This is a genomic window from Streptomyces deccanensis, from assembly GCF_022385335.1.
Classification (GTDB): domain Bacteria; phylum Actinomycetota; class Actinomycetes; order Streptomycetales; family Streptomycetaceae; genus Streptomyces; species Streptomyces deccanensis.
Genome location: NZ_CP092431.1, coordinates 810,745 through 833,380 on the forward strand (window position 1 = coordinate 810,745; position 22,636 = coordinate 833,380).

Below are 22,636 nucleotides of genomic sequence, written 5' to 3' on the forward strand. Positions count from 1 at the left end.
CCGCCTCCCGCCCCCGGGTTCCACCCGCGCCTCCAGGACCCGCTCCTTTTGACTGATCTCTCTGTCGCCCCGGTCACGGTGAAGTTTCCGCACCGGTCCCGCCGAGGCATCCTCCTCGGCCTCACCCTGCCTCAACTCGTGCTCGTGTCCTGCACGTTGGCGCTGCTGCTGATGACGGTTATCTCCACCAGACTGTTCGGCGCCGTCGCCCTGGCCCCGCTGTGGGCGGCATCCGGTGCGCTCGTCGTACTGCGACGGCACGGGCGCTCCCTCATCGAATGGGCGCCGATCGTCACCCGCTTCGCACATCGCCGCCGTACCGGGCAGGCCCTCTGGCTCGCCCGGCCCGTCACCCGGCCCCGGCAGGACGGCATCCTTCACCTGCCCGGCACCGCCGCTTCCCTCAAGGTGGTCACCCCCGGCGAATCCGCCAACGGCGCTGCGGCCGTGCACGACCCGCACCGGCAGACGCTGACCGCCGTCGCCCGCGTCACCTCGCGTGCCTTCGCCCTCCTCGACCCCGCGGCCCAGAACCACAATGTGTCCGGCTGGGGACGGGCTCTTGCGGGTATCGCCCGCACCGGGCACATCGCGGCCGTCCAGGTACTGGAACGTACCGTCCCCGACGGCGGCGACACCCTCACCCGCCACTGGTCGCAGAACGGGCAGCCGCAGACTCCGGTCGCCGGGCAGATCTACTCGGAACTGGTCGCCTCGGCCGGCCCCGCCGCCGCCCCGCACGAGACCTACCTCGCCATCTCGCTCGATCTCAAGGCGGCCCGACGGCTGATCAACCAGGCTGGTGGCGGTCTGCCGGGCGCTTTCACCGTCATGCAGCAGACCACCGCGTCCGTCGCCCAGGCCGCCCGCAACGCCGGACTGATGGTCACCGGATGGCTGACCGCGAAGGAGATCGCCGCCGTCATCCGCACCGCCTACGACCCGAAGGCGCTCCCCGCACTCCAGCAGTGGTCCGAGACCGGCCGCGCCGAAGCCGACCCGCACGCGGCCGGGCCCGTCGTCCAGGTCGAGGAATACGACCGCCTCGCCACCGACTCCGCACGGCACACCACGTACTGGGTGGAGAACTGGCCCAGGACCGAGATGGGGGCCGGGTTCCTCCACGGAATCATGTTCACGGCCGGCGTCCGCCGCAGCCTCTCCCTCATCTACGTGCCGCAGGCCCTCGAATCCGCGCTGCGCGACGTCCGGCGGACGAAGGCGGCGATCATCGCCGATGCCAACGAGCGCGCCCGCCGCGGACAGGTCGATTCCGAAGAGGACTCCGTCGAGTACGCCGACGTCAAACTGCGCGAACGGCAGCTCATCGCCGGACACGCGGACGTCGCCCTGACCGGCCTGATCACCGTCACCGCCGACACCGACGCCCTCCTGGACGCCGCCTGCGCACAGATCGAGACCCACGCCGTCACCTCCGGCGTCGACCTGCGGCGGCTCAACTACCAGCAGCCGGACGCCTTCGCCCTCACCGCGCTCCCCCTCGCCCGCACCGCCCTGTAGACCGACGCTCCCCCGCCGTCCATCGCTTTCCACTCCTCCTCCCCGGGCAGGAAGGACCACCACCCTTGACCTCTCGCACACCTCCAGACGACGCGCACCCCTATCTCCGGGCCGCGAGTGCCGGAGTCCGCCACCACATGCGTGCCTGGGCATCACCGGACGCGACACCACCCCAGCCTGCGGACCGCCCGCACCTCGACGTGCTCCACCATCACCTCACCGCCCTGCACCAACTCCTGGACCGGCTCGGCGAGCACACCCGTCCGCCGCACCCCACCGCCGGACGGCACCTCGCCACCGCGCACACCCGCCTCTGGCAGGCCACCAGCGAGGTCCACTCCGCCTTCCACCTGCTGCCCAACCACACAGCAGAACCTGAGGCGAGCGCCTGCCATCCTGAGCGGCTGCCCGAGGGACCGCCCGTGTTGACGATCTGCCAGCGCCACTTGGCCGCCGGGCATGCCGTACGCCGCAAGACCACCCCCGCCGACCTCCGCCCGCACACCACGACCTGCGCGCGATGAGCACCATCCGCAGAATCGAGGGCGTCAGATGAGCCACCGGCCCGCCCGCCATACCCGCCGCGCCTCCAGCACCACGCTCTTCACCCCCCACGGCACCGACCGAGCCAGCCGCAGGGCCGCCCGTCGCCGACTCGCCGAGGCCACCGCCAAGGCCCGCGAGGAAGCCGGCGCACAGCAGATCGTGGGCACGGCTGCCGAGCACGAGAAGCCGACCGCCCTCTACCCGCCGAACGGACGCCCCGGGCCCTCCTCCGCACGCGGGAACCGGCTGCGGCTGCCCGCCCACCGCATGACCACCGCGGTCGCGGCCGGCGCCTATCCCTTCCTCGCCGAGGGCGGACTGGGCGCCGAGGGCATCTACATCGGCCGCGATGTCCACGCCGAGGCATCGTTCGTCTTCGACCCCTTCGCTCTGTACGGCAAGGTCGAGGGGTTCACCAACCCGAATCTGCTGCTCGCGGGAGTGATCGGCCAGGGCAAGAGCGCCCTCGCCAAGTCCTTCGCGCTGCGCTCGGTGGCCTTCGGGTACCGGGTCTACGTCCCGTGCGACCCGAAGGGCGAGTGGACGCCGGTGGCGGAAGCCCTCGGCGGGCGGTCCGTCGCTCTCGGCCCCGGCCTGCCTGGACGGCTGAACCCCTTGGACGCGGCCCCGCGTCCGGACAGCGTGGCGGAGGCCGACTGGGCCGGCGAGATCCGCAAACGACGCCTGATGCTGCTCGGTTCCCTGGCCCGAACCGTTCTGGGCCGGGACCTGATGCCCATGGAGCACACCGCCCTGGACGTCGCCCTGGACACCGTCGTCGCCCACGCCGCCGCCACCGGTCGCACCCCGCTGCTGGGCGACGTCGCCGCTATCCTCAACGACCCCGGTGCGCTCGATGAAGCCGCCCGCATGGTCTCGGGCCAACTCGGCGACGCCGCCCGCGACTTGGCCCACGCCATGCGCCGCCTCGTCCACGGCGACTTGGCCGGCATGTTCGACGCGCCCTCCACCGTCGGATTCGACCCCAGCAGCCCGATGCTCACCATCGACCTGTCCCGGCTCGGCGGCTCCGGCGACGACACCGCCCTCGTCCTCGCCATGACCTGCGCCTCAGCCTGGATGGAATCCGCCCTCACCGACCCCGACGGCGGACGCCGCTGGATCGTCTACGACGAAGCCTGGCGGCTCATGCGCCACCCCGGACTTCTCCAACGCATGCAGTCCCAGTGGAAACTCAGCCGCGGACTCGGGATCGCCAACCTCATGGTCATCCACCGGCTGTCCGACCTGCTCACCGCCGGAGACGCCGGATCACAGGGCCGCGCCCTCGCCGAGGGCCTCCTCGCGGACTGCTCCACCCGCATCATCTACCGGCAGGAGACAGACCAACTCCACGCCGCAGCAGCTCTGCTGGGCCTGACCTCGGTCGAGACCCAGGCCATCGCCCAGCTCAACCGCGGACGAGGACTCTGGCGCGTCGCCGGACGATCTTTCATCGTCCAACATCAACTCCACCCCCATGAGCTGGCGTTGTTCGACACCGACGCTCGCATGCACTGACAACAGGTGGAGTTCCCCGATCCCGAGACCCCGATCGCCGACGGAATCGACTCAGCCGCTCATGTCCTTGTCCTACCTCGCGCACCACACGCTCACCCCCGCCGACCTGGCCTGCTTCGAGGTCCTGGTCGCCCACACCAAGCTGCCGGACCATCCTCGTGACGAGGACTGCCCCGGCCCTCAAGACCCCTGGGAGCTGCGCCTCCACTCCACCTGTCACGGCCCCGACGGTTCCTGGAGGGAGACCCTCTGCGTCTTCCGGCGCCGAAGTTGCCCCGACGACGGCCTGTACGAGCAGTACGTGGAAATGCACTTCACCCAGGACGGACGGGCCCTACCCGGCTACGAGCCTGATGATCTGCCCGTCCCTTCGCGCAGCGAGCCACCCGGCTCCGGACGGCTCGCCGGTCCCGCTGTCACGCCGACCCGTCCGTCCCGTCCGCAGCTCCGGTGACCCGAGCCATTACGAACCCATCGAGCCTGTCCTCCGCCTCTCACCGAGGGGGCCTCCAGTGCGCCGCTACTCACATTCCGTCCGCTCGGGAGGTGCCCGGTGCTGTATCTCGGCACTCCCTCGGGCCCTGAGATACGGGCGGCCATGAGCGCCGGACGCCTCGGCTGCATGACCACCCCGGCACAAGGCAGCCGCATCCCCGACGGCACCCTCTACGCCTGTGACAACTCCAAGTTCGGCAGCGACGGCAAGGGCCGCTACTGGCCCGGCGCCGACGCATGGTTCGACTGGCTGAGCCGGACCGTCAACCGGTACGGACCCGACCGCTGCTTGTGGGCGCTCGCTCCGGACCGGCCGTTCGACGCCGCCGGCACCCTCACGGAGTCGCTGCCGTGGCTGGCCCGCATCCGTGAGCTGGGCATCCCCGCAGCGTACGCGGCGCAGGACGGCTGCGAGGAACCCGGACTGCTGCCGTGGGACGCCTTCGACGTCCTGTTCCTCGCCGGATCGACCGAATGGAAGCTCGGCCCGGTCGCGGAGAGGCTCGCCCGTGAGGCGAAGGCGCGTGGCAAGGCCGTGCACATGGGCCGCGTCAACTCCCGCATCCGCCTGGGGATCGCCGAGTGGTTCGGCTGCGACACCGCCGACGGAACGTTTCTGGCGTACGGGCCCGACAAGAACCTGCCCCGGCTCCTGCGATGGCCCGACGAGCTCACCGGCCGGCCCTCCCTTGTCGGCACCCTCACCGCCAGGCCCCTGCCACCCCCACCACCCGCCACGACACCGAGAGCTCTGAGATGACCCAGCCCCGCACCCCCTCCGACCCGGCGGGCCACTACGTATATGGCCGCCTCGTCCTGGACCTGACCGACCGGCTCAACGCCACCGCATCGTTCGAGAAGGCCGCCCAGCTCGTCGACCAGGTCCTGGAACCCACCGACGGACTCCTCGAACGCCTCGCCGAGTTCTTCGAGGCAGCAGCCGAAAAGGCCAAGGAGTCCGAACACCACGATGGGCCCGACCTGTCCTACGACTTCCAGGACGCTACCGCCACACTGCGCGCCCTCGGCGAAGACCTGCACGTGGCGGTCGACCGTCTCAAGGCCCTCGCCCCGCCCCAGCGTCACGGCCGACGGAAAGCCGTGGCCGACACCGCTGCCGTCCATGGCTCACCCGGCCTCCCGGACCCGCAGAGCGGACCGTCCACCGGTCGTACCCGCTGAACCTGTCAGGAGAGCATGCTCCGACGCCCCGACCTTTCCGACTTGGCTGCCGCTCGCGTCGACCGACTGCCCTCGGAGTTGTCCGCTGTCCGAGTCCGACCTTGACCAGCGCCTGCTGCTGCACTCCGTCGCCGACCGGCTCGACACCGTCGCCGACCACCTCCCGCTACCAGACCAGATCGGCCCGGATCCGGCACTGAGCGAGATCCTCGACGACGAAATCCTCCACCTCGCCCGCCTGTTCAGCTATCTAGCCGGGGAACACGCCTTCCGTCACCGGGCCACGTCCCGCTACCCGAGCCGGGGCACGACCGCCAACCGCCTCACCGCGCTGGCGCTCGCCTCGGCCGCCGAGGCCACCGGTGCCGCACTCGCCGCCCTCGGCGCCGCCGTCCACCACCTCGGCCACCTCGCCGACCTCACCCACCAACCCCGAGGTCCAGCCCGCGACCAGGCGTGCATCGCCGTGCACCAGGCACTCGCGGACCGCGTGGGCGAAGTCCGTGCCCATCTGACCCGCGCCTCGAAGGAACTGCGGACCGCCGCCGACACCCGCACTACCCCGCACACGTTCCCGGTCCGCGCGGCGCCCGCCGCCTCGGCCTCCACATCCCGTACCCGCTGACCTCAGACGTCCCGAAGCACCCCTGCCCTCATCGACGTCTGCGCCTGTTCCGTGAGGAACCACCGTTGCACATAACCGAGTTCGCCTACGCGCTCGCCGACCGGCTGCCCGGCTGGCAGCCCTCCCCCACCTCGGTGCCCCTGGCCGACGATCCCGCCAGCAACCGGATCTGGGACAGCGGCCCCCTGCCCTACGCCGCGTTCTCCACCGACGACGTCCACCGCTGTGTGCTCACCCACCACTGGGGCCTTCAGCTGTACGTCATGCCCCGCCCCCACCGGCCGAACGAGTACCTGGTGCTGCCGATGCTGCCCGGTAACACCAGCCACCAGCACGCACAGGGCCTGCGCGCACCCCGCGGCATCACCGTTCCCGCCGACCCCGCCCGGGCCGCCGCCCAGGTGCGCCGCCGGCTCCTCCTTGCCTACCGCTTCGCCTCCGCCATCGCGATCCGGCGCAGCAGCCCCGGCAAACTCCAGGTCCACGTCGCCTTCGACGCGCAGCGGCGTCCGCGAATCCGCGCCGGCTACATCGGGGTCTTCAACGAGCTGCTCGCGCACGGTGGGTTCCTCCTCGACCCGGCCACCGGCGAATGTCATCTCGCCGACACTCTCACCCCCGAGGAGACCCGCCGCCAGCTGGTCCAGGGCCTGCAACGTCTGCGTTATCGAGACTTCCACGTCACGGTGCACTTTCCTGACGGCCCCCGCTCCCATCCGCCTCTTCCCCGGGCCGACCCGCGCATGGGGCACCGCCGGTGAGCCAGAACCACGACGCCTTCGTCCACGCCCGGCTGGCCACTTGGCAGCGCCGTATCAACGAAACCGTCACCGCGCTGGCTGCGCCGCGGGCCGGGAACGCGCCGACGGCGCTCATGCCGGTGCTGGAGCAACTGGTCGCCGTGTACAACCTGTCCACCGGCCTGGTCGCGGACCTGCGGCAGTCCGCCGACAGCCCTCTCGCGACCACCGGTCCCGGACGCGCGTATCTGGTGCATCTGGATGCTGCCCTCGCCCACAGCAACCAAGCGGCCACCCACCTGAGCACGGTGGTGACTGGGCTCGCTGATCTCCACCGGGTCGCCTCCCAGCCCAGCGCCGCCGACCGGGCCGAGAGCCGTCTGAATATCGCCCTCGGCCACGCCGCTGCGCTGCGCAGCCTCCGCCGGGCCCACCACGCCCTCACCCGCCCGCCCGGTGACGCTCAACAACCGTCGGAGCCTCCCCCCTCGCCGACGGCCAGCGAGCAGCACCAGCGGGCCGCTGACATCAGCAGCGTTCACCCCGTACGCCGCCGCTCCTGACCCACCGCGCCCAACCACCCACCACCTATTCATTCTTGGAGAAACTCCTGGCCACCCGTTCCGTCATCGCCCGCCCCACCGACACCGGATACGCCGGAGTCTGCGTCCAGTGGGACGGCTACCCCAGCGACCGTCTCCCCCATTCAACGGCGACCTCGACGCCCTGTGCCAGCACCTGATCGACGAGACGCCCGAGGGTTGGTGGGAGCTGGGCACCGACCTCCTCGACGACGCCCCGCACCCTTGCGGACCAAACTCGTCGGCAACGACGACCAGCCCAGCAGCAAACAGGACAACCTCTTCCTCGTCACGGTCGGCGACGTCGTTGCCCCCGAACCGCACACGTTCACCGAACAGTCCAGCGGAGACCTGGACTGGGGCTACGTCCTGCACCCGCACGGCATCGAGGTCACCTCCCTCCACGCGGAAGACCGCGGCCCCGTCGTCGCATGGGACACCGACCACCGGCCCCGGTTCAGCAACGCCCCTACCGCTGGCGCCCCGGCCACCCGATCCCCGTCATCCGCCCGTCCCGGGCCATCGTCGCCCCACAGCCCGCCACCACCGCCACACAGCGGACCGCACCCCGCCGCTGACCACGTCACCGACCCTCTGCCGCGGAGACCCTCTGCCGCCTCAACCCCGAGAGCACCCACATCACCGCCACCCAGACCCGCCCGTCGTGGCGAGAACGGCAGCAACCGAGGTGATCTGATGCCCTCTTCCCTCACCCAGAGCACGCTCGACCGTCTGGCGCGGCGCCTTAACGGGCTCGGCGAAGCGCTGGCCTAGCCTCGACGGGTTTCCAGCGCGTAGGGGGTGGAGAACCCCGCCGCCTCCCATCTGTACAACGACCCCCCGGGGACTGCGGACGCTGGCACCGCCCCCGCCCTGCCCAAGGCGTCCTCACCGCCCCTGTCGTCCGCAACGCCGAGGACATCCGCGCCGCGAGCATCCAGGCCACGAACCCGCCCTGCTCCCCCGGCGCTCCCCGCCGTGCAACGCCCACCCGAGCCTCCGGCTCTACGCCGGTGACCGTTACATAAGGATCTGTCTCTGTTTCACCACTTCCACTTCCGTCCCCATCCCGAGCACGGCTACATCGCCACCGCCGACCCGACCTTCACCCCCCACCTTGCCGAATGGTTCCTGACCCGCGAGCAGTTCGAGCCCGTCCCCTTCTCCCCGGGCATGTACCGGCTCACCGAACCCGAACGCGACGGGCTGCGCCGCACCCGCCAGGCCGTCCGTGACCTGCGCACCCTCGGCTACGCCGTACAAGCCGACAGCACACTCGACGCCGGCCCCGCACCGGCTCCCGCCCCGCCGACGGCCAACGACGACCTGGCCCAGCACCGCTCGCGCATCGCACGAGCCGCAGCACGCTTTCCCTCGCGTATCACCGCCCTGGCCCGAGGCACCTCCGTGTCCCCACCGCTCTCGGCCACCACGACGGCCACTCGCCGGGGACGGAGCCGGTGAACACCGCCGAGCAGATCCGTATTCTGCGCGGCCCCGGCGGTGAGGTCGAAGTCGAAGGCGCCTACGACGAGTTTGCCGCGCGCATCCTGGCCCGGGCCGGGTTCATGACCTTCCCCGCCCTGCGGGGGCAGTGGGTCCGGCTGCCCTTCGACCTCGGACGTGACTGGGAGAACGGTCACGCGTCTTGGGCCGCCGAGATGCTGACTGCAGCCCACTACCCCGTACATCTCGACCCCGACCTCCGGACCCCGCACCCCGGCCAGCCCACACCATCGCCTCCGGCCACCCAGCCGACGCCGGACGTGGCGACGGGAGCTCGGACGCGCCGCTGACCGCAACCGCCGAGGAGCACCGGTCTCCCCGCACACCCCCGTCCACCTTGAGTGAACTCGCTTACCGGCGCGCGACTTTCGCTGCGCATGCAGCGCATCGTCGTGAGAGCGAGAGCGCGCTCGACGTCACCCGAGACCGCCACGGGCGCACCGTCCACCACGACCTCGCAGCCATCACCCTCGCCCACCGGGACCAGGCAGCCCTCCAGGCGTACGCCACCTATCTGCTGCCGTGAGCCGACGATCTGCTCGCCGCCGCCCGCCCGGCACACCAGCGCGTGGCAGGCCCTGCTCGACAGCCTCGCAGACTCCCACACCGAGATCGCGAAGGCTCTCAGCCAGCCCGCCGGGCCGCTCCACCGCTGCGCGCACAGCAGCAGGCAGCGTGGCCGCTCCTCGTTTTCTGGGCGGGATCACAGTGACCTCACCACCGAACTCGCCGACCTCCTCCAGCATCGTGAGATACCGCTGACCGACGAGAAAGTGCAGTTGTGGACCGACATGGCCCACGCGGCGCACCGGCGGCGAGAGCTGGAGCTGTTCGAGTCGTGGTACACGGTCGACGGCCGGTCCATCACCCTCGCCCACCTGGCCGAGGACAACGCCTCGGTCGTGGTCGCTCGGTGCGGGGATCCTCACGCGCCGGGACGGCAGGTGATCGGTCACCATGCCGAGGTAGTCCTCGCCCACCGTGCCCTGATCAGCAAGCCGCCGCTCAGCTCACCGCTTCGGGCCGACACCTCGACTTCCTTACCTAGGAAGAGTGCGAGACGTCCGAGGGCCTCGGCACGAGCGTCGCCGTCCTACCGCGCCTCCCGCCTGCGGCCGAGTACCGGCACCGCTAGAGCCGCTTCCCCCCTCTGCTACCCCTCCGTCCATCTTTCTGAGGAGACCTGCACGACATGGCAGTTGACGGTACACCCGGTTATCGGAACGTGCGGAAAGGCGAGTTGGAAGCTCCGGGCCCGCCTCGCCTTCGCCCAACACCCCACCGCTTTCCCGCCACCACCGATAGGAGATCCGCCTTGCCCGAAGCACCAGCAGAGCCGTTCAGGACGATCCGGCACACCATCACCGGCGAGATCACCACCACCGGCTACAACGCCGCCGCCCGGCGGATCCTGCTCCAGGCCGGCTTCGAAGAGACGCCAGGCTGCGCCTGCCGAGCGACGGAAGGCGGTACGGAGCGGACGCACGGGCCTGCTCGGCAGCCAGCGAGCTGCTCGTCGCCGGCCATCCCGTGCACCTGGACCGAGCCCTCGGTCGGCCGGTGAGCGCCGACGGTACGCGCCGGTTGGCCCGGTCGCCGATGTCGGCACAGTCCGTGATCCTCTCCGAGAGCGGCCAGCCTCTCCAGCACATCGCCAACCCCGCCCGCACCCGTACCTGTTGAAAGGGCCTCGTTTGACCACACCCGCAACGCCTACCAGTCCAGCGCGCACCAAGGGCGGCGAACTACGGGCCAAGGTGGCCCGACTGCTGGCCGACCGGTCGGCGGACACGCTCACCATCGGGGACATGGCCAGGCAGCTGGGCCACTCCCACGGCGCTGTCCGCAACGCCGCCCTTACCCTGGTGCGACGCGGCGAGGCCGACCAAGGCGGAACCGGACAACCGGAGTTCCGCGCGAACGCGAAAACCGCCGCAGCCGCGCAGACCGCTGTGATCAGCCCACCGGGCACCCACTCTCCCCGCGCCCAGGCGGCCACGGCCCGCACGACCATTCCCGCAGCAGCCACGTCCAGGCAGACCGGCCCGATCCGCCGCGCGGGGGGCCAGGTCTACCACCCCCGGGAGCTGGCCGATCTGCCCGACGTCGAGGCGTTGAATCGCTTGCGCGACGCCGACGTGCCGGTGCTGCTCTACGGCCCTCCGGGCACCGGCAAGACGAGTCTGGTCGAGGCGGCGTTCGAGGACCTGCTCAGCGTCGCCGGCGACGGCGACACCACGGTCGGCGACTTGGTCGGCGAGTACACACAGGACGACGCGGGAGCCTACGTCTTCCAGTACGGTCCGCTGGTCACCGCGATGACCGAGGGCCGCGCCCTGCTGATCGACGATGCCACCCTGATCTCACCGAAGGTCCTGGCGGCGCTGTATCCCGCGATGGACGGGCGCAGGCAGATCCAGGTCAAGGCCCACAAGGGCGAGACCATCAAGGCCGAGCCGGGCTTCTACGTGGTGGCGGGCCACAATCCCGGCGTCCACGGGGCGGTTTTGACGGAGGCGCTCGCGAGCCGGTTCAGCGTGCAAATCCAGATCGGCACGGACTATGACCTCGCCCTGGCGCTGAGGATCGATGCCCGGGTGGTCCGGGTCGCCCGACACCTCTCCCGCCAAGTCGAACTCGGCGAGCTGGGCTGGGCCCCCCAACTGCGGGAACTGCTCAGCTACCAGAAGACCGAGGCCGTCCTCGGCACCAAAGCCGCGCTCGCGAACCTGGTCGGCATCGCTCCTGTGGAGGATCGCGACGCCGTCGCCGCTGCCGTCATCAAGGCTGTCGGCGTCAAGGAGGTCGCTCCCCTCACCCTCGGCAAGCAGCTTTCCGCCTCGGCCGTCCGGCAGCCCCCGGGCAGCACCGGCTCCGCGCACCGGGGCCGCTCGCGATGAGCGCCCACCACCACGTCCAGTCCCCCGCCACCACGGACGACGACGACGCCGACCTCGCGCGATGGGACGACGACGGCGCCCCGCCCGCGCAACCCCGTTCCTCCCCGGACGCGTGGCTGCGCGTGGGAGCCGAACTCGGCGATCGGCTGGTCGCCCTCTCCGGCCGCCAGGACCTCCTCGTCACCTGCCGCCCCGGCACGCGCAGCGGCGCGCCGGCCGCGTTCTTCCCCACTCTGGGCGAGGTCGAGTTCGACGCTGACCTGTTCGCCCCGCTCCAGCCCCACGAGATCCATCCGCGGATCGTGGGCGACGAGGAGCGGTATCCCGCCGCCTGGGGAGTGTTCGTCCACGAGGCCGCGCACGCGGCCCACTCCATCTGGACGGCGCCTGCCGGAGCGAACCCCCGTGTCGTCGAGGCCGCGCTCCTGCTGGAGGAGAGCCGTGTCGAAGGCGCACACCTGATCACGCGGCCCACGGACCGCACGTTTCTGCGCACCAGTGCCCGAACCCTGGTCATGCCCGACATCGCCCACCCCACCCTCCAGGGCATCGAGCACGCCGCCGCCGTGGCGGCCCTGGTCCTCGGGCGCCGTGACGTCGGCATCATGGACGCTGGCGAGACCCGGGCCGTCGCCGATCTGTGCGAAAAGGTGCTGGGCGCAAACCTGCTGGCCACACTCACCCGCATCTGGACCGCAGCCCACCAGTGCGCCGACCACGACGCCACGACCATGCTCGCGCACGCTCAAAAATGGTGCGCCGCTCTGGACACCGCGGCCCCCTCCCTGCCCGTGCCGGAGAACCTCACCGATCTGCTGTCCGGCGCCGTGGGGGTCGTCATGGACAGCACGGCAGCCACCGACGCCGCCGACCTCGCGGCACAGGCCGCAGCGACCAACGCCATGGCCGCGCAGTCCAATGCGCAGGCTCAGGACCGCGCCCAGCGCGCCGGCCAGCGACGCAAAGCCGCCGCAACCGCCAAGTCGGTCTTCAACGCCCGTGGCACCACCGTCGCCCCCGACGGCACACCGGCGCCCTACGGCAACCCGGTCACCGGCACCCGCAGGCCCACCGCCGCCGAGCAGAGCGCCGCCGCGCGCCTGAGCCGCGCCCTGCGCGCCACCGCCTACCGCGAGCGGACCGAGGAGCGGACCACCAGCCCCACCCCGCCCGGCCGCCTCAACATGCGCGCGGCCCTCGCCCGCGACGCTCAGCGCGCGGCCGGATCGGTCCCCACCGCGGAACCGTTCACCCACACCCGCCGCCGGAACTCCCCTACCCCACCGCTGCGCGTGGGTATCGCCGTCGACGTCTCCGGCTCCATGCGTGCCGCCTGCGCGCCCGTCGCATCCGCTGCCTGGATCGTGGCACGCGCAGCAGCCCTGACCGACCCCGACTCCCGTACCGCCACCATCGCCTACGACAGGCACCTGACCGCATTGACCCGACCCACCCACCGCGCACCAGAGCGCGTGACGACGTTCGATGCCAGCGGCGGCCACCACAACCTCGCCGACGCCATCGACGCACTCGACCACGGCCTCGAACTCAGCCGCCCCGGCGCCGGCCGCCTCCTCGTGATCGTCACCGACGCCCGGTACCGCAGCGACGAAACCGCTCAAGCCATCACCCGCGTCGAGCAGCTCACGACCGCCGGCTGCGCCGTACTCCAGCTCACCCTCACCGCGAAGTCCCACCACTTGCCGGGGACCACCTTGCTGCACCTGACCCAGCCCTCCAGCGCTCCCGTCGCCATCGCCACGGCGGCCACAGACGCCATCCGCAGGACACGCTGAGACAACACAGAAGACAGAAAGCAGGAACAACCACGTGGCAGTCCGTACGCAGTGGACTGTGGAGCACGCCTGCTCCCACCAGACGGTTCATGACCTATCCGCCCGTCCTGCCGACAAGCGGGCAGGCTTCGCTCGCTGGCTCGCAACCAGGGACTGCACCGACTGCTGGAAGGCAGCGCGCGACACGGACACCGAATCCAAGGAGGAATGGCTGGCGGCCAAGCGCGCCGCCGAGCAAGAAGCAGCCTTCGCGTGGGCCACGCAGTTCGACATGCCTCAGCTGGAAGGCCCAGAGAAGGCCCTGGGCTGGGGCGAGCGCTCGCGTCATCAGCAGATGACGGCCGCACACACCGCACTGGTCGTGGAAGGCAGTTGGAACGACACGGACTGGGCAGAGCTGGAGGAGAAGGCCCGTGCCGTCACCCGCGCCGGATGGTGGATCGATCAGCGCGACGCCGAAGCCACTGACCTGCTCGAACTCCTCCACGCAGCCGCCGAGGCGGACCGCGGGACGGAGAACCCGTTCCGTTGACGAACGGGGGAACATAGCCGGGAAACGCCGGTTAGCCAAACCGGCGTTCCCACGGACCATTGTTCCTCCCGCCCCGCCACCGAATGCGTGGAAGGAACCACATGTCCCAGCCCCCGCCCACGCCGGCCTTCGCACCGACACCAGACCCGCTCACACCCGCCCGGGACATCACGCACCAGCACTTCCAGCCAGGTGACACCGTCATCGTCCTGAAGGGGATCGTCGGCGGAGAAATGTGGGGAGACGCGATGCGCGTCGTCGCCCCGTCGTGGCACACCCCCACCGACGAGGACGGCTGGCGGCTGCGCGATGCGACCGGAGGCAAGCAGTCCTACATCACCGCCCACCCCCGCTACCTCGTGCACCTATCGCGCCGCTGCCCGGACTGCCTGATCCACCTGCGGGCCTTGGAGAACACCCTCCGTGCGCGGTTCGCCGACCGCGGCGGGCTGATCGACTGCGGCTGGTACACCACCACCGCCCTGGGCCAGCTCGTCCACACCTCCGACATCCGAAGCAGCCGGTGACACCCCACCCTCACGAGCAGTCCTGCAGTCCTGCAGTCCCAGGCGCTGGCAGAGCCGTTGGTCTCGACGAACGAGGCCCTCATGGAGAACACGGCCGTTGCCCACTGGCCGGGGCTGGGCTGCTTCACCCCGGATGTCCGTGCAGTGGTCCGAGCGCCTCGAAGACCCGTGCTCAAGGGATCCGTTCCCCGTCGACACAAAGGACGACGGGCAGCCTCTCCACTCAACTCGCCGGCAGACGCCTACACTGCCCGGCGGCTGCGCCACCTCGCCGACGAGTACCTGGGCGTGATCCGCTCCGACCTCGCGCTCATCCTCAACCAGCTGGCCGACCGGCACGACTCGCACCCCGGCCGCAGCACCTACGCCGGGCAGATGCCCGCCATCGAGCGCGAGCGCTCCGCCATGTGCGCCTGCCCTCCCATGCCGCGCACGCTCCCGGCCCCACCGCTGTCGATGGCCGCTGGACCGCGTCGCTGAAGTTTCCCCCCATCGCCCTAGGACACCATGCACGATCACGACATCTCCGAGCGCCTCACCTCGTACGCCGACGTCCTCGCCGGCGAACTCCCCGGCACCTGGACCACCTTGCACCTGCCGCCGGAAGCCAAGGACGATCTCGCCGAACTAGCCGACCAGATCTGGGACCTGGACCTGGTCGCCGCGCATCTTGCCCAGCACCGGCTGAAGCAAGCAATCGTTCTGAACCGCCCGGACGGCGCCCAGCTCGTCCTTCTGGACCGGCCGGGAACACGCAACGGCTTCCTCATCGCCGCCGTCGCACCCCGCGCCCTGCCCGACGAGGCATACCGCACGGTCCCTGAACCGAACGGTATCGCCCTGGCTGACGATCCGTTCCTGAGCGCCGAGCAGATCGCCGACGACCTGCTCGTCCGGCACGACCGGGCGCTCGCCCAGGTCCGCCACAACGCCCTGGGCGGCATCCGGCCCTCCCAGCCGGACCGGGTGGTCCTGACCTGGCAGCCGGACGGCAGCGTCGCCACCGCACCCGCCGACGACCGCGCCGGTGCGATCCTCCTCACCCACGGCTTCCTCCAGGATCCGCACAGCGGCATCTACCGCCTCAGCGGGGACGACACCCGGAAGCAGGCGCGCGCCCTGCGCGAGATCGGTCCTCAGCTGGACACCCTCGGCATCGGCACTGCCCTCCAGCACCCCGCCGGTCGGACCGCCCCCACCGCCGCCCACGCTTCCGTGCCGTCGGCCACGGCCGGTACCCGTACATCGGCCGGCCGGACGCGATGACGGTGAAGGAGCCCGACTTCTGGGTGCTGGAGTACATCACCATCACCAAGGACCGCCGCACGGGCCTGGTCGTCGCCTTCGGCGGTACCGACGAGGCGGCGGACATCCTCCAGCGAAACGGCGGCTTCCTCCCGGCTCCCGGACCGCGCGGTGACTACCACCGGCTTCCCCAGGGCCTCCCCGGCGAGCAGCAGCGCCTCAAGGCGACCGCCGCCTCACACGCCCTGCTCGCCGCAGGTCCCAGCGTCCACCTCGACTCCGCCCTTAACGCACTGGCCACCCCGGACGACGACCACGACGCGGCGGTGCGCTACCTCGCCCACCTCGCATATCGGGCCGCCGACGCCGAGACCAGCGGTGAGATCGCCGAGATCCTCACCGAGATCGCCGCGCCCGTGCACGGACTCCTGCCCCTGACCAGGGAAGTTGTCGTCCGGGCGTGGATCGTCGGCATTGGACTCCAGGGCACGGCTCCCGGAGAGACAGCTGAACCCCTCGCGCAGCTCGGGACGTGCGTCGGCTCCATGGGCCGGGCCGCCGACGTCATCCTCCACGCCCGCAATCAGGCAGCCTGCGCCCCGCGCCCGACAGGCACCACCGCCCCACCGAACAGTGTCCAGCCTCCGGCATCCCGCCGCCGCTGACCTCGGACACAGACACCACATCGGGCGCCCTCGCCGTCGAAGCGCCCCCGACACCCCGGAGAAGACACACATCCCGATGACTGCCCTACGACATCTCGCAACCGTCGCCCTGTCGGTCACCCTCCTCGGCGGCACGGCCGCCGCACTGGCGCCGACCGCGTCAGCCGCCACCGCCTCCTGCACCTACAACATCGCCGACCACAACGCCACCGTCGACGGCAACGGGATCAACTACCGCACCGGGCCGAGCACCTCGTACACGAGCAAGGGCCTGCTGTACGACGGCGATGACCTCCGGGTCTACTGCGGCAACGGCTCCTGGTACTACACGAAGCTGACCAGCCGCTCCAAGAGCGGCCTGGAGGCCGGCACCTACGGCTGGATCCGCGAAGACATGCTGCTCCAACTCGCCGGCTAGCCAACCCGCCCCGTCCCCGGCCTCGCCCCACAGTCGGGGACGGGGCCCGACGCCCGGCACCCTCACCGAGCCGTCTGGCTACCGCCGGCAGCCGACCCGGGGGCACGTTCCTACCCGCCGGATGCCCAGATTAGGGCCCCGCAATCGACATGCTGCGCCCCCTCACACCATCCTCGGCATCTGCCGGGACCACCCCCGAACTCCCTCACCGAACCGGAGAACCCGTAGTACCGCACAAGCCCCCGCCGATGTCCCGACACCTCACCCCCCGCCTCGCCACCGCCCTGTTCCGCCGCTATCTGCACGCCTGCATCCCCACCGGCCCCCACCGGATCGTTCCGTCGACCGGCGAACCTCCCGAGGCCGGTCTCGACGCATCCCGGCGGATCGGCCACCGCCACCACCACTGATCCTCAATCCCGCCCGGGAGGGCCATGCCTCACCCCGCCCCGAACCCGGAGCGGCTGGCCGACGAGATCGCTCATCAGCTCGGCCAGCTCTCCGACCACCTCGTGCTGCTGCCTGCCGGTGAGGCCACGAAGGTCATCGCACGCGTCCTGGACCCCGAAGGCGGAGTCCTCGGCCGCTTCACCCACCTCGTGGCCACTGGCAGCTACTTCGCCAAGACCCAGGCCGAAGAGGGTTCCCTGCCCGCGGAGGTGTGGCTCGCTCTGGGCCGGGCCGCCAACGAACTCCATGGCATCGGCCTGGATCTCGACGAGCACACCGACACCCTCCAGCGCCGCCACACCCGCCCCGCCGCCACGACGGCGGGACCCCCGACCGCTTCCCCGCTCGTCGTACGGCGCCACCGGTGAGGCGACACAAGGGGCATGAGTGGGGGCTCGGTGAGCAGGCCGAGCAGCACTACCTGGTGGAGCCCCGCACCCTGGCCGGCGGCGGCGATCTGCGGCATGTCTCGGAGTTCCTGCGTGCCAGCGGCTGGCGGGACAGGTCCCGGCGCAACGGGCCGCTCGTCCTCGACAGCCCCGACCGCGCGACTCGGATCGGCTACAACCCGAACGTTCTGCCTGGCGGATGGACGATCCACGGCAAGGCCGCCGCGCACCGGGAGGCATGGACAGTGTCCTTCGGGAGTCAGATCCCGGTGGAGATCGTCGCCGGACTCACCGACGCCCTCACCCGCGCACGCACCGCGCACGCCCCCAACGTCTGGGCCCCACTACAGGAACAGGGGTGGAACACCAGCCGCCGCGACGGGCACGTCAGCGCTACGAGCCCCGACGGGGCGGCATGGATGCAGTTCCGCCACGACCCGGGCGGTCAGGCCCTGTGGTGGTCCGGGGCGCAGGACAAGCAGGGAAACGGCTGGAGTGCCGCGTTCACCGCGTCCACCCCCATGCACCTGGTCCAAGCATTCTCCGAAGCTCTCGCCAGCCCCGAGCCCGTCATGCGGCCCCGCGGACGTATCCCGCACAGCGCGCAGATCCGCACCACTTCAGTCTCCGTGCTCCCCTCCCAGCTCAGCGCCTGGCAGCAGGCCCGCATCGCCGCCGCCCGCGCCGCCACCTGGGCCCGCAGCTCTGGGGCTGCCGGCCGCCCCCGCACCACGGCCCGCCCCTACGCCAACCCCGGTACGCGAGCCCGCCGTTGACCAACCCCTCGTGCCTTCAAGGAGCCTTGTGCCCGACCTGACCCCGGACGACCTCCACACCGCCACCGAGACCCTGTCCCGGCTCACCGAGTACCTGCGCGATGCCCCCGACCCGAACGTGGCCCTCACCCTGGTCGAACCGCTGCTGGACGAGTACACCGGCATCCCCGTCCAGCTCGGCGACACCCTGCGGGCTCTGGCCCGAGCCGTCCAGGCGCACCCGGACACGCCGTGCACCCCCGCCCTGCGCCGCCTGGTCGACGAGTTGCGCACCGCCGCGTGGGAACAGTCCGACCAGCACACCCTCCACTACACCCTGGACGACCTGCGCACCCTGCTCGCGAACACCTCCCCGGACATGCCGGAGGGCAGCCGATGCCGGTAAGCGAGCGACAGCTCGCCGCGTTCGCCGACAAGCACGGCGGGCAGGTCCCCTTCGACACCGGTCCTCGCCACCTCGCCGGCCCCGGCGACGCCCGGCACGTCACCCACGGCCTGGCCGCCGCCGGATGGAGCGCCGTCTCCGACCCATTGAGCGCCGAGGTCGTCCTGCGCAGCCCAGACCTTCGCCACCACCTCCAGTTCGATCCGCAGTCCGCCACCTCCGCGTGGTGGCGGCTGCGGGCCGAGCCCACCAACACCGAGCCGGGCTGGTACGCCGAGTTCGGCGAACTCGTGCCCGCCGAAATCCTCTCCGGCTTCACGGACGCCCTCATCGCCCCGCCGTCACCTCGCCACGAGGACCCGTGGCAGCCGGTGACTGCGGCGGGCTGGCACCGCGACTCCAACGGCACGGCGTACTCACCGGATGCCATGTGCCTCATCGAACGGCGCCCACTGCACGAGTTCCACGAGTCGTCGTCCTGGCACGTCGAAACCTTCGAGCCCGGTCACGGACGGTACCCCGGTCCGCGTATCTGGCACGCCTTCTTCGACGTGCGCACCCCCACCCACCTGGTCGGATCGTTCCTCACCGCACTGACCGACGACAGCCCGCTCCAACGCGGGATGTTCGACCGCACCGCCCACTACAGCGCCGTCAAGAAGCCGAGCCCTCTCAGCCCGCAACAGGTGGCCGACGCGCACACCGCGCGGATCGAGTCGCTCCGCACGCGGGCACGCTCCGCCCGTCAACAGCAGACGAACCCACACCGCCCCCGGCCACGGCCCGCACCCCCGCCTCCCCGCCAGCCGCCCGCCGCTGAACCGACAGGACCTCTCCCCCATTTCCGCCGATCACCGCGCACACCGCGCACACCGCACCCTCCTGCGTCACCTCGACCGGTACGTGAGCGACAGCAAGAAGATCCTCGACGCGTGGGACGCCTACTCCGACGAGCACACCGACCTCGACGGATGGCCCTACGACGACCACGCCTACGGCCTGCGCGCCAGCCGACGCGACGCCGACGCCGCCGAAGCGTTCGAGCCCCTCCGCCACGGCGCCCGGCACCTGCTGGCCACCGCGGAGACACAACTGGGCCGCCTGCCCACAGGCGCCGTGCAGAGCCGCTGGGTCTACCAGCTGAGTGTCCTGCACGCCGCCCTCGACAGGCTCGAACAACTCCACGAGCAGTGGGCGGAAACCCGAGACGCCCTCCCTGTCACCGCCACGCCCGGCTCCCCGGCCTTCGACGACGCCCTCGACGAGTACCACGCCGAATCGTGGAGCTACCTCGACGACTGGGCCTCCCACGGCAACACACTCCGCGAGATCAACACCGCCGCACGCAAAGCCCCCTCACCCCTGGCACCCGCGCCGGTCCTGGCCACGGCTTCTGCAGCCGCCCTTCGGACCCCGGCCCGAAAGTAACCACGCACCCCGCCCCAGAGACGGTCGAGGTCGGCTTCATCGCACCGCCCCACCCGGCACACCATCCCACCGCCAAGTCTGGTCCCCACACGGATGCAGTCGGCCAGGTGCCACCGCAGTCGCTGATCACTCCGTCCCCGCCCGGAAGCCCGTAGCCCTTGCCCTCCTCCAGCAGCACCGACGGGTACGACCTCGTCCTGCGCCTCCTGCTCGGCGTGCTCGCCTTCGTCGTCCCCCTGTCCCACCTCGCCTGGCTGTCCGGGAACGTCACCGCCTCCCTCACCGGAGCCGGCTGGGCCCCCTACCAGCCGACCACCGCCCTGCTCCACCCCCAGCAACTGTGGCCCGACACTGGGGAAACATCCTTGCTGATCGGTGCACGCATTGTTCCCGTTCTCCTCCTCCTTGCCCTCGCCACGGCAGCGGGCATGCTGTGGGCGCGGCGCAACAACCGCGGCAGCGGCCGGAAGAAGAAGATCACCGGCATGGCCAAGGCCCGGGACATCGAGCCGTTGTTGGCCAAGGCGATCACGGCCAAGGCCCGCTCCCTGCGCCCGAGTCTGAATGACACCAAGCGCATCGACCCTTCCGACACCGGCATCCTGCTCGGCAACCTGCAGGGCACCCGGCACGAGGTGCGCATGGGGTATGAGGACGTGGCCGTCGCCATCATGGCCCCGCGCTCGGGCAAGACCACCTCGCTGGCGATCCCCTCCATGCTGAACGCGCCCGGAGCGGTCCTCTTGACCAGTAACAAGGCCGCCGGCGACGCCTACACCGCCACCGCCGACGCCCGCGCCCGCGTCGGACGGGTGTGGGCGATGGACCCTCAGCAGATCGCCCACGCCGAACGGACCATGTGGTGGAACCCGCTCGCGGACGCCACCACCCTCGACGGCGCCGGGCGGCTGGCCGGCCATTTCCTCGCGGCGTCGGTGGACGCCTCCCAGCAGGGGGACTTCTGGTCCAAGGCCGGGTCCAACATCCTGAGCCAGCTGTTCCTCGCCGCCGCCCTGGACGACCGGCCTATCACCGACGTCATGCAGTGGCTGGCGTTCCCCGCCGACCGCACCCCGCTCGACATCCTCCGCGACCACGGCTTCAGCGCGGTCGCATCCCAGCTCAAGGGCACCGTTGAAGGCCCGCCCGAGACCCGGGACGGCATCTACGAGACCGCCCGCCAGTACGCCGCCGCGCTGCTGAACAGCGAGATCGCCGCCTGGGTCACCCCCCAGCCGGGCGTGCGGGAGTTCGTACCGTCTGCGTTCGTCTCCTCCACCGACACCTTGTACCTGTTGTCGAAGGACGGCGGAGGCGGAGCCAGCGCGCTGATCGCGGCGTGCGCGGACTCGGTGATGCGGGCCGCGACCGCCCGCGCCGAACGCGGCGGCGGTCGGCTGGACCCCCCGATGCTGGCGATCCTCGACGAGGCCGCCAACGTGTGCAAGATCTCCGATCTCCCAGACCTGTACTCCCACTTGGGCTCGCGCGGGATCATCCCGATCACGATCCTGCAGTCCTACCGCCAGGGCCAGAAAGTGTGGGGAGACGCGGGCATGGACGCGATGTGGTCCGCGAGTACGGTCAAGGTGATCGGCTCCGGCATCGACGACCCCGACTTCGCCGACAAACTCTCCCGCCTCATCGGCGACCACGACGTGGAGACCAGCTCCACCTCCACCTCCGAGTCGGGCAAGTCGACGTCGGTGTCGATGCGGCAGGAACGGATCCTGCCGGCCGACGCGATCCGCGCCCTGCCCAAGGGCACCGCCCTCGTCTTCGCCACCGGCCTGCGCGCCGCCATGCTCGACCTGCGCCCCTGGTACACGGAGCCCGGCGCGCAGGAACTGTCCGCAGCGTCCGCCCGCGCCTCGCAGGCGATCACCGCCCGCGCCGTCGCGAAGCACACGCCGAGGCGGTCCGACCTCGGGACGGCCGGGTGAGAGACACCCCGCTGCACCTGGTGCCCGGCCGCTCCCGCCAGGCGAAAGTGTTCGTGCGGGCCCGGCACCGCCACCGCCCGCCGCCACCGCCCGCCGCCCGCCGCCCACCGCCCGCCGCCCGCAGGGCAGATCTTCGCGGTCGGCGCCGCCGACGGGACCGGCATTCTGCGCGCGGTTCACAATCGTCGACCGGCCCGTTGCCCCACTTCTCGACGATGGTGCCACCCTCGAAGTCACCCGGATCGCCGGCGCGTTACGTGCAACGTCAACCCCTGCTCTACGGCACATCGTGGCGGGCGGCGTAGGCCCTCGGAAACCGGCGCCTGATCACTTTCACCCAGCAGGGCGAGAGCCGTACCTCCCTGCGCGGCGCGGGCCCGCACCCAACGACCACGTCGCCCGCTTCCTGTTGACAGGCGCCCAATCAGACGTCTGCAGACAACCTGCACAGCAACTGACAGACCC

The 22,636-nt window shown here is 71.1% G+C and carries 27 protein-coding genes and 1 pseudogene; all 28 read left to right on the forward strand.

Going from position 1 to position 22,636, the window contains the following annotated elements; all coding sequences use genetic code 11:
• Nucleotides 1–48 precede the first annotated feature (48 nt).
• Entirely contained in the window at nucleotides 49–1,521 is a 1,473-nt protein-coding gene (locus L3078_RS03785) for an SCO6880 family protein (RefSeq protein WP_239750662.1), read from the forward strand.
• A gap of 65 nt (nucleotides 1,522–1,586) precedes the next feature.
• Nucleotides 1,587–2,045, forward strand: a complete 459-nt coding sequence (locus L3078_RS03790) for a DUF6238 family protein (RefSeq protein ID WP_239750663.1) — start codon at nucleotides 1,587–1,589, stop codon at nucleotides 2,043–2,045.
• A 28-nt stretch (nucleotides 2,046–2,073) separates the two neighbouring features.
• Complete coding sequence (locus L3078_RS03795; RefSeq protein WP_239750664.1) at nucleotides 2,074–3,588, forward strand: VirB4 family type IV secretion system protein; 1,515 nt, start codon at nucleotides 2,074–2,076, stop codon at nucleotides 3,586–3,588.
• Nucleotides 3,589–3,649: 61 nt separating this feature from the next.
• On the forward strand, nucleotides 3,650–4,042 hold the full coding sequence (locus L3078_RS03800) for a hypothetical protein (RefSeq protein ID WP_239750666.1): 393 nt from the start codon (nucleotides 3,650–3,652) through the stop codon (nucleotides 4,040–4,042).
• A 144-nt stretch (nucleotides 4,043–4,186) separates the two neighbouring features.
• Nucleotides 4,187–4,843: a hypothetical protein gene (locus tag L3078_RS03805; protein ID WP_239750667.1), complete on the forward strand. Its 657-nt coding sequence runs from the start codon at nucleotides 4,187–4,189 to the stop codon at nucleotides 4,841–4,843.
• Nucleotides 4,840–5,265: a hypothetical protein gene (locus L3078_RS03810; RefSeq protein WP_239750668.1), complete on the forward strand. Its 426-nt coding sequence runs from the start codon at nucleotides 4,840–4,842 to the stop codon at nucleotides 5,263–5,265. The genes L3078_RS03805 and L3078_RS03810 overlap by 4 nt, the downstream gene beginning before the upstream one ends.
• Entirely contained in the window at nucleotides 5,207–5,890 is a 684-nt protein-coding gene (locus L3078_RS03815; RefSeq protein ID WP_239750669.1) for a hypothetical protein, read from the forward strand. Before L3078_RS03810 ends, L3078_RS03815 begins: the two co-directional genes overlap by 59 nt.
• A 65-nt stretch (nucleotides 5,891–5,955) precedes the next feature.
• Entirely contained in the window at nucleotides 5,956–6,651 is a 696-nt protein-coding gene (locus tag L3078_RS03820; RefSeq protein ID WP_239750670.1) for a hypothetical protein, read from the forward strand.
• Nucleotides 6,648–7,193, forward strand: a complete 546-nt coding sequence (locus L3078_RS03825) for a hypothetical protein (protein ID WP_239750671.1) — start codon at nucleotides 6,648–6,650, stop codon at nucleotides 7,191–7,193. The genes L3078_RS03820 and L3078_RS03825 overlap by 4 nt, the downstream gene beginning before the upstream one ends.
• Before the next feature lie 1,191 nt (nucleotides 7,194–8,384).
• Nucleotides 8,385–8,675, forward strand: coding sequence for a hypothetical protein (locus L3078_RS03830; protein WP_239750672.1), 291 nt, complete (start codon nucleotides 8,385–8,387; stop codon nucleotides 8,673–8,675).
• The gene (locus L3078_RS03835) at nucleotides 8,672–9,007 is read left to right on the forward strand and encodes a hypothetical protein (RefSeq protein WP_239750673.1); all 336 of its coding nucleotides are present in this window, start codon (nucleotides 8,672–8,674) and stop codon (nucleotides 9,005–9,007) included. Before L3078_RS03830 ends, L3078_RS03835 begins: the two co-directional genes overlap by 4 nt.
• 47 nt (nucleotides 9,008–9,054) lie before the next feature.
• Nucleotides 9,055–9,243 carry a hypothetical protein gene (locus L3078_RS03840; RefSeq protein WP_239750674.1) on the forward strand — a complete coding sequence of 63 codons (189 nt, stop codon included), beginning with the start codon at nucleotides 9,055–9,057 and terminating at the stop codon, nucleotides 9,241–9,243.
• 789 nt (nucleotides 9,244–10,032) lie between these two features.
• Nucleotides 10,033–10,281 (forward strand): hypothetical protein, encoded by a 249-nt coding sequence (locus tag L3078_RS03845; RefSeq protein WP_239750675.1) that lies wholly within the window; start codon nucleotides 10,033–10,035, stop codon nucleotides 10,279–10,281.
• A 193-nt stretch (nucleotides 10,282–10,474) separates the two neighbouring features.
• Entirely contained in the window at nucleotides 10,475–11,617 is a 1,143-nt protein-coding gene (locus L3078_RS03850) for an AAA family ATPase (protein ID WP_239760197.1), read from the forward strand.
• Nucleotides 11,614–13,413 (forward strand): VWA domain-containing protein, encoded by a 1,800-nt coding sequence (locus L3078_RS03855; protein ID WP_239750676.1) that lies wholly within the window; start codon nucleotides 11,614–11,616, stop codon nucleotides 13,411–13,413. Before L3078_RS03850 ends, L3078_RS03855 begins: the two co-directional genes overlap by 4 nt.
• Nucleotides 13,414–13,447: 34 nt before the next feature.
• The gene (locus L3078_RS03860; protein ID WP_239750677.1) at nucleotides 13,448–13,945 is read left to right on the forward strand and encodes a hypothetical protein; all 498 of its coding nucleotides are present in this window, start codon (nucleotides 13,448–13,450) and stop codon (nucleotides 13,943–13,945) included.
• Between the two features lie 101 nt (nucleotides 13,946–14,046).
• Complete coding sequence (locus L3078_RS03865; protein ID WP_239750678.1) at nucleotides 14,047–14,472, forward strand: hypothetical protein; 426 nt, start codon at nucleotides 14,047–14,049, stop codon at nucleotides 14,470–14,472.
• Nucleotides 14,473–14,760: 288 nt separating this feature from the next.
• Nucleotides 14,761–14,952 (forward strand): hypothetical protein, encoded by a 192-nt coding sequence (locus L3078_RS03870; RefSeq protein ID WP_239750679.1) that lies wholly within the window; start codon nucleotides 14,761–14,763, stop codon nucleotides 14,950–14,952.
• 27 nt (nucleotides 14,953–14,979) lie between these two features.
• Nucleotides 14,980–15,738, forward strand: coding sequence for a hypothetical protein (locus L3078_RS03875; protein ID WP_239750680.1), 759 nt, complete (start codon nucleotides 14,980–14,982; stop codon nucleotides 15,736–15,738).
• Nucleotides 15,735–16,382 (forward strand): hypothetical protein, encoded by a 648-nt coding sequence (locus L3078_RS03880; RefSeq protein WP_239750681.1) that lies wholly within the window; start codon nucleotides 15,735–15,737, stop codon nucleotides 16,380–16,382. Before L3078_RS03875 ends, L3078_RS03880 begins: the two co-directional genes overlap by 4 nt.
• 76 nt (nucleotides 16,383–16,458) lie before the next feature.
• A complete protein-coding gene (locus L3078_RS03885) occupies nucleotides 16,459–16,800 on the forward strand; it encodes an SH3 domain-containing protein (protein WP_239750683.1) in 342 nt (113 codons plus the stop codon).
• Nucleotides 16,801–17,048: 248 nt separating this feature from the next.
• Nucleotides 17,049–17,210: a hypothetical protein gene (locus tag L3078_RS03890; RefSeq protein WP_239750686.1), complete on the forward strand. Its 162-nt coding sequence runs from the start codon at nucleotides 17,049–17,051 to the stop codon at nucleotides 17,208–17,210.
• Nucleotides 17,211–17,234: 24 nt separating this feature from the next.
• Nucleotides 17,235–17,618: a hypothetical protein gene (locus tag L3078_RS03895; RefSeq protein ID WP_239750689.1), complete on the forward strand. Its 384-nt coding sequence runs from the start codon at nucleotides 17,235–17,237 to the stop codon at nucleotides 17,616–17,618.
• Nucleotides 17,615–18,415: an SPDY domain-containing protein gene (locus L3078_RS03900; protein ID WP_239750692.1), complete on the forward strand. Its 801-nt coding sequence runs from the start codon at nucleotides 17,615–17,617 to the stop codon at nucleotides 18,413–18,415. The genes L3078_RS03895 and L3078_RS03900 overlap by 4 nt, the downstream gene beginning before the upstream one ends.
• A gap of 28 nt (nucleotides 18,416–18,443) precedes the next feature.
• Nucleotides 18,444–18,800 carry a hypothetical protein gene (locus L3078_RS03905; RefSeq protein WP_239750693.1) on the forward strand — a complete coding sequence of 119 codons (357 nt, stop codon included), beginning with the start codon at nucleotides 18,444–18,446 and terminating at the stop codon, nucleotides 18,798–18,800.
• Nucleotides 18,791–19,351, forward strand: a pseudogene (locus L3078_RS03910) (SPDY domain-containing protein); the annotation flags it as partial. The gene L3078_RS03905 and the pseudogene L3078_RS03910, both read left to right, overlap by 10 nt.
• A gap of 352 nt (nucleotides 19,352–19,703) precedes the next feature.
• Entirely contained in the window at nucleotides 19,704–20,228 is a 525-nt protein-coding gene (locus L3078_RS03915; RefSeq protein WP_239750695.1) for a hypothetical protein, read from the forward strand.
• A gap of 158 nt (nucleotides 20,229–20,386) precedes the next feature.
• Nucleotides 20,387–22,171: a type IV secretory system conjugative DNA transfer family protein gene (locus tag L3078_RS03920; protein WP_239750697.1), complete on the forward strand. Its 1,785-nt coding sequence runs from the start codon at nucleotides 20,387–20,389 to the stop codon at nucleotides 22,169–22,171.
• Nucleotides 22,172–22,636: the final 465 nt, after the last annotated feature.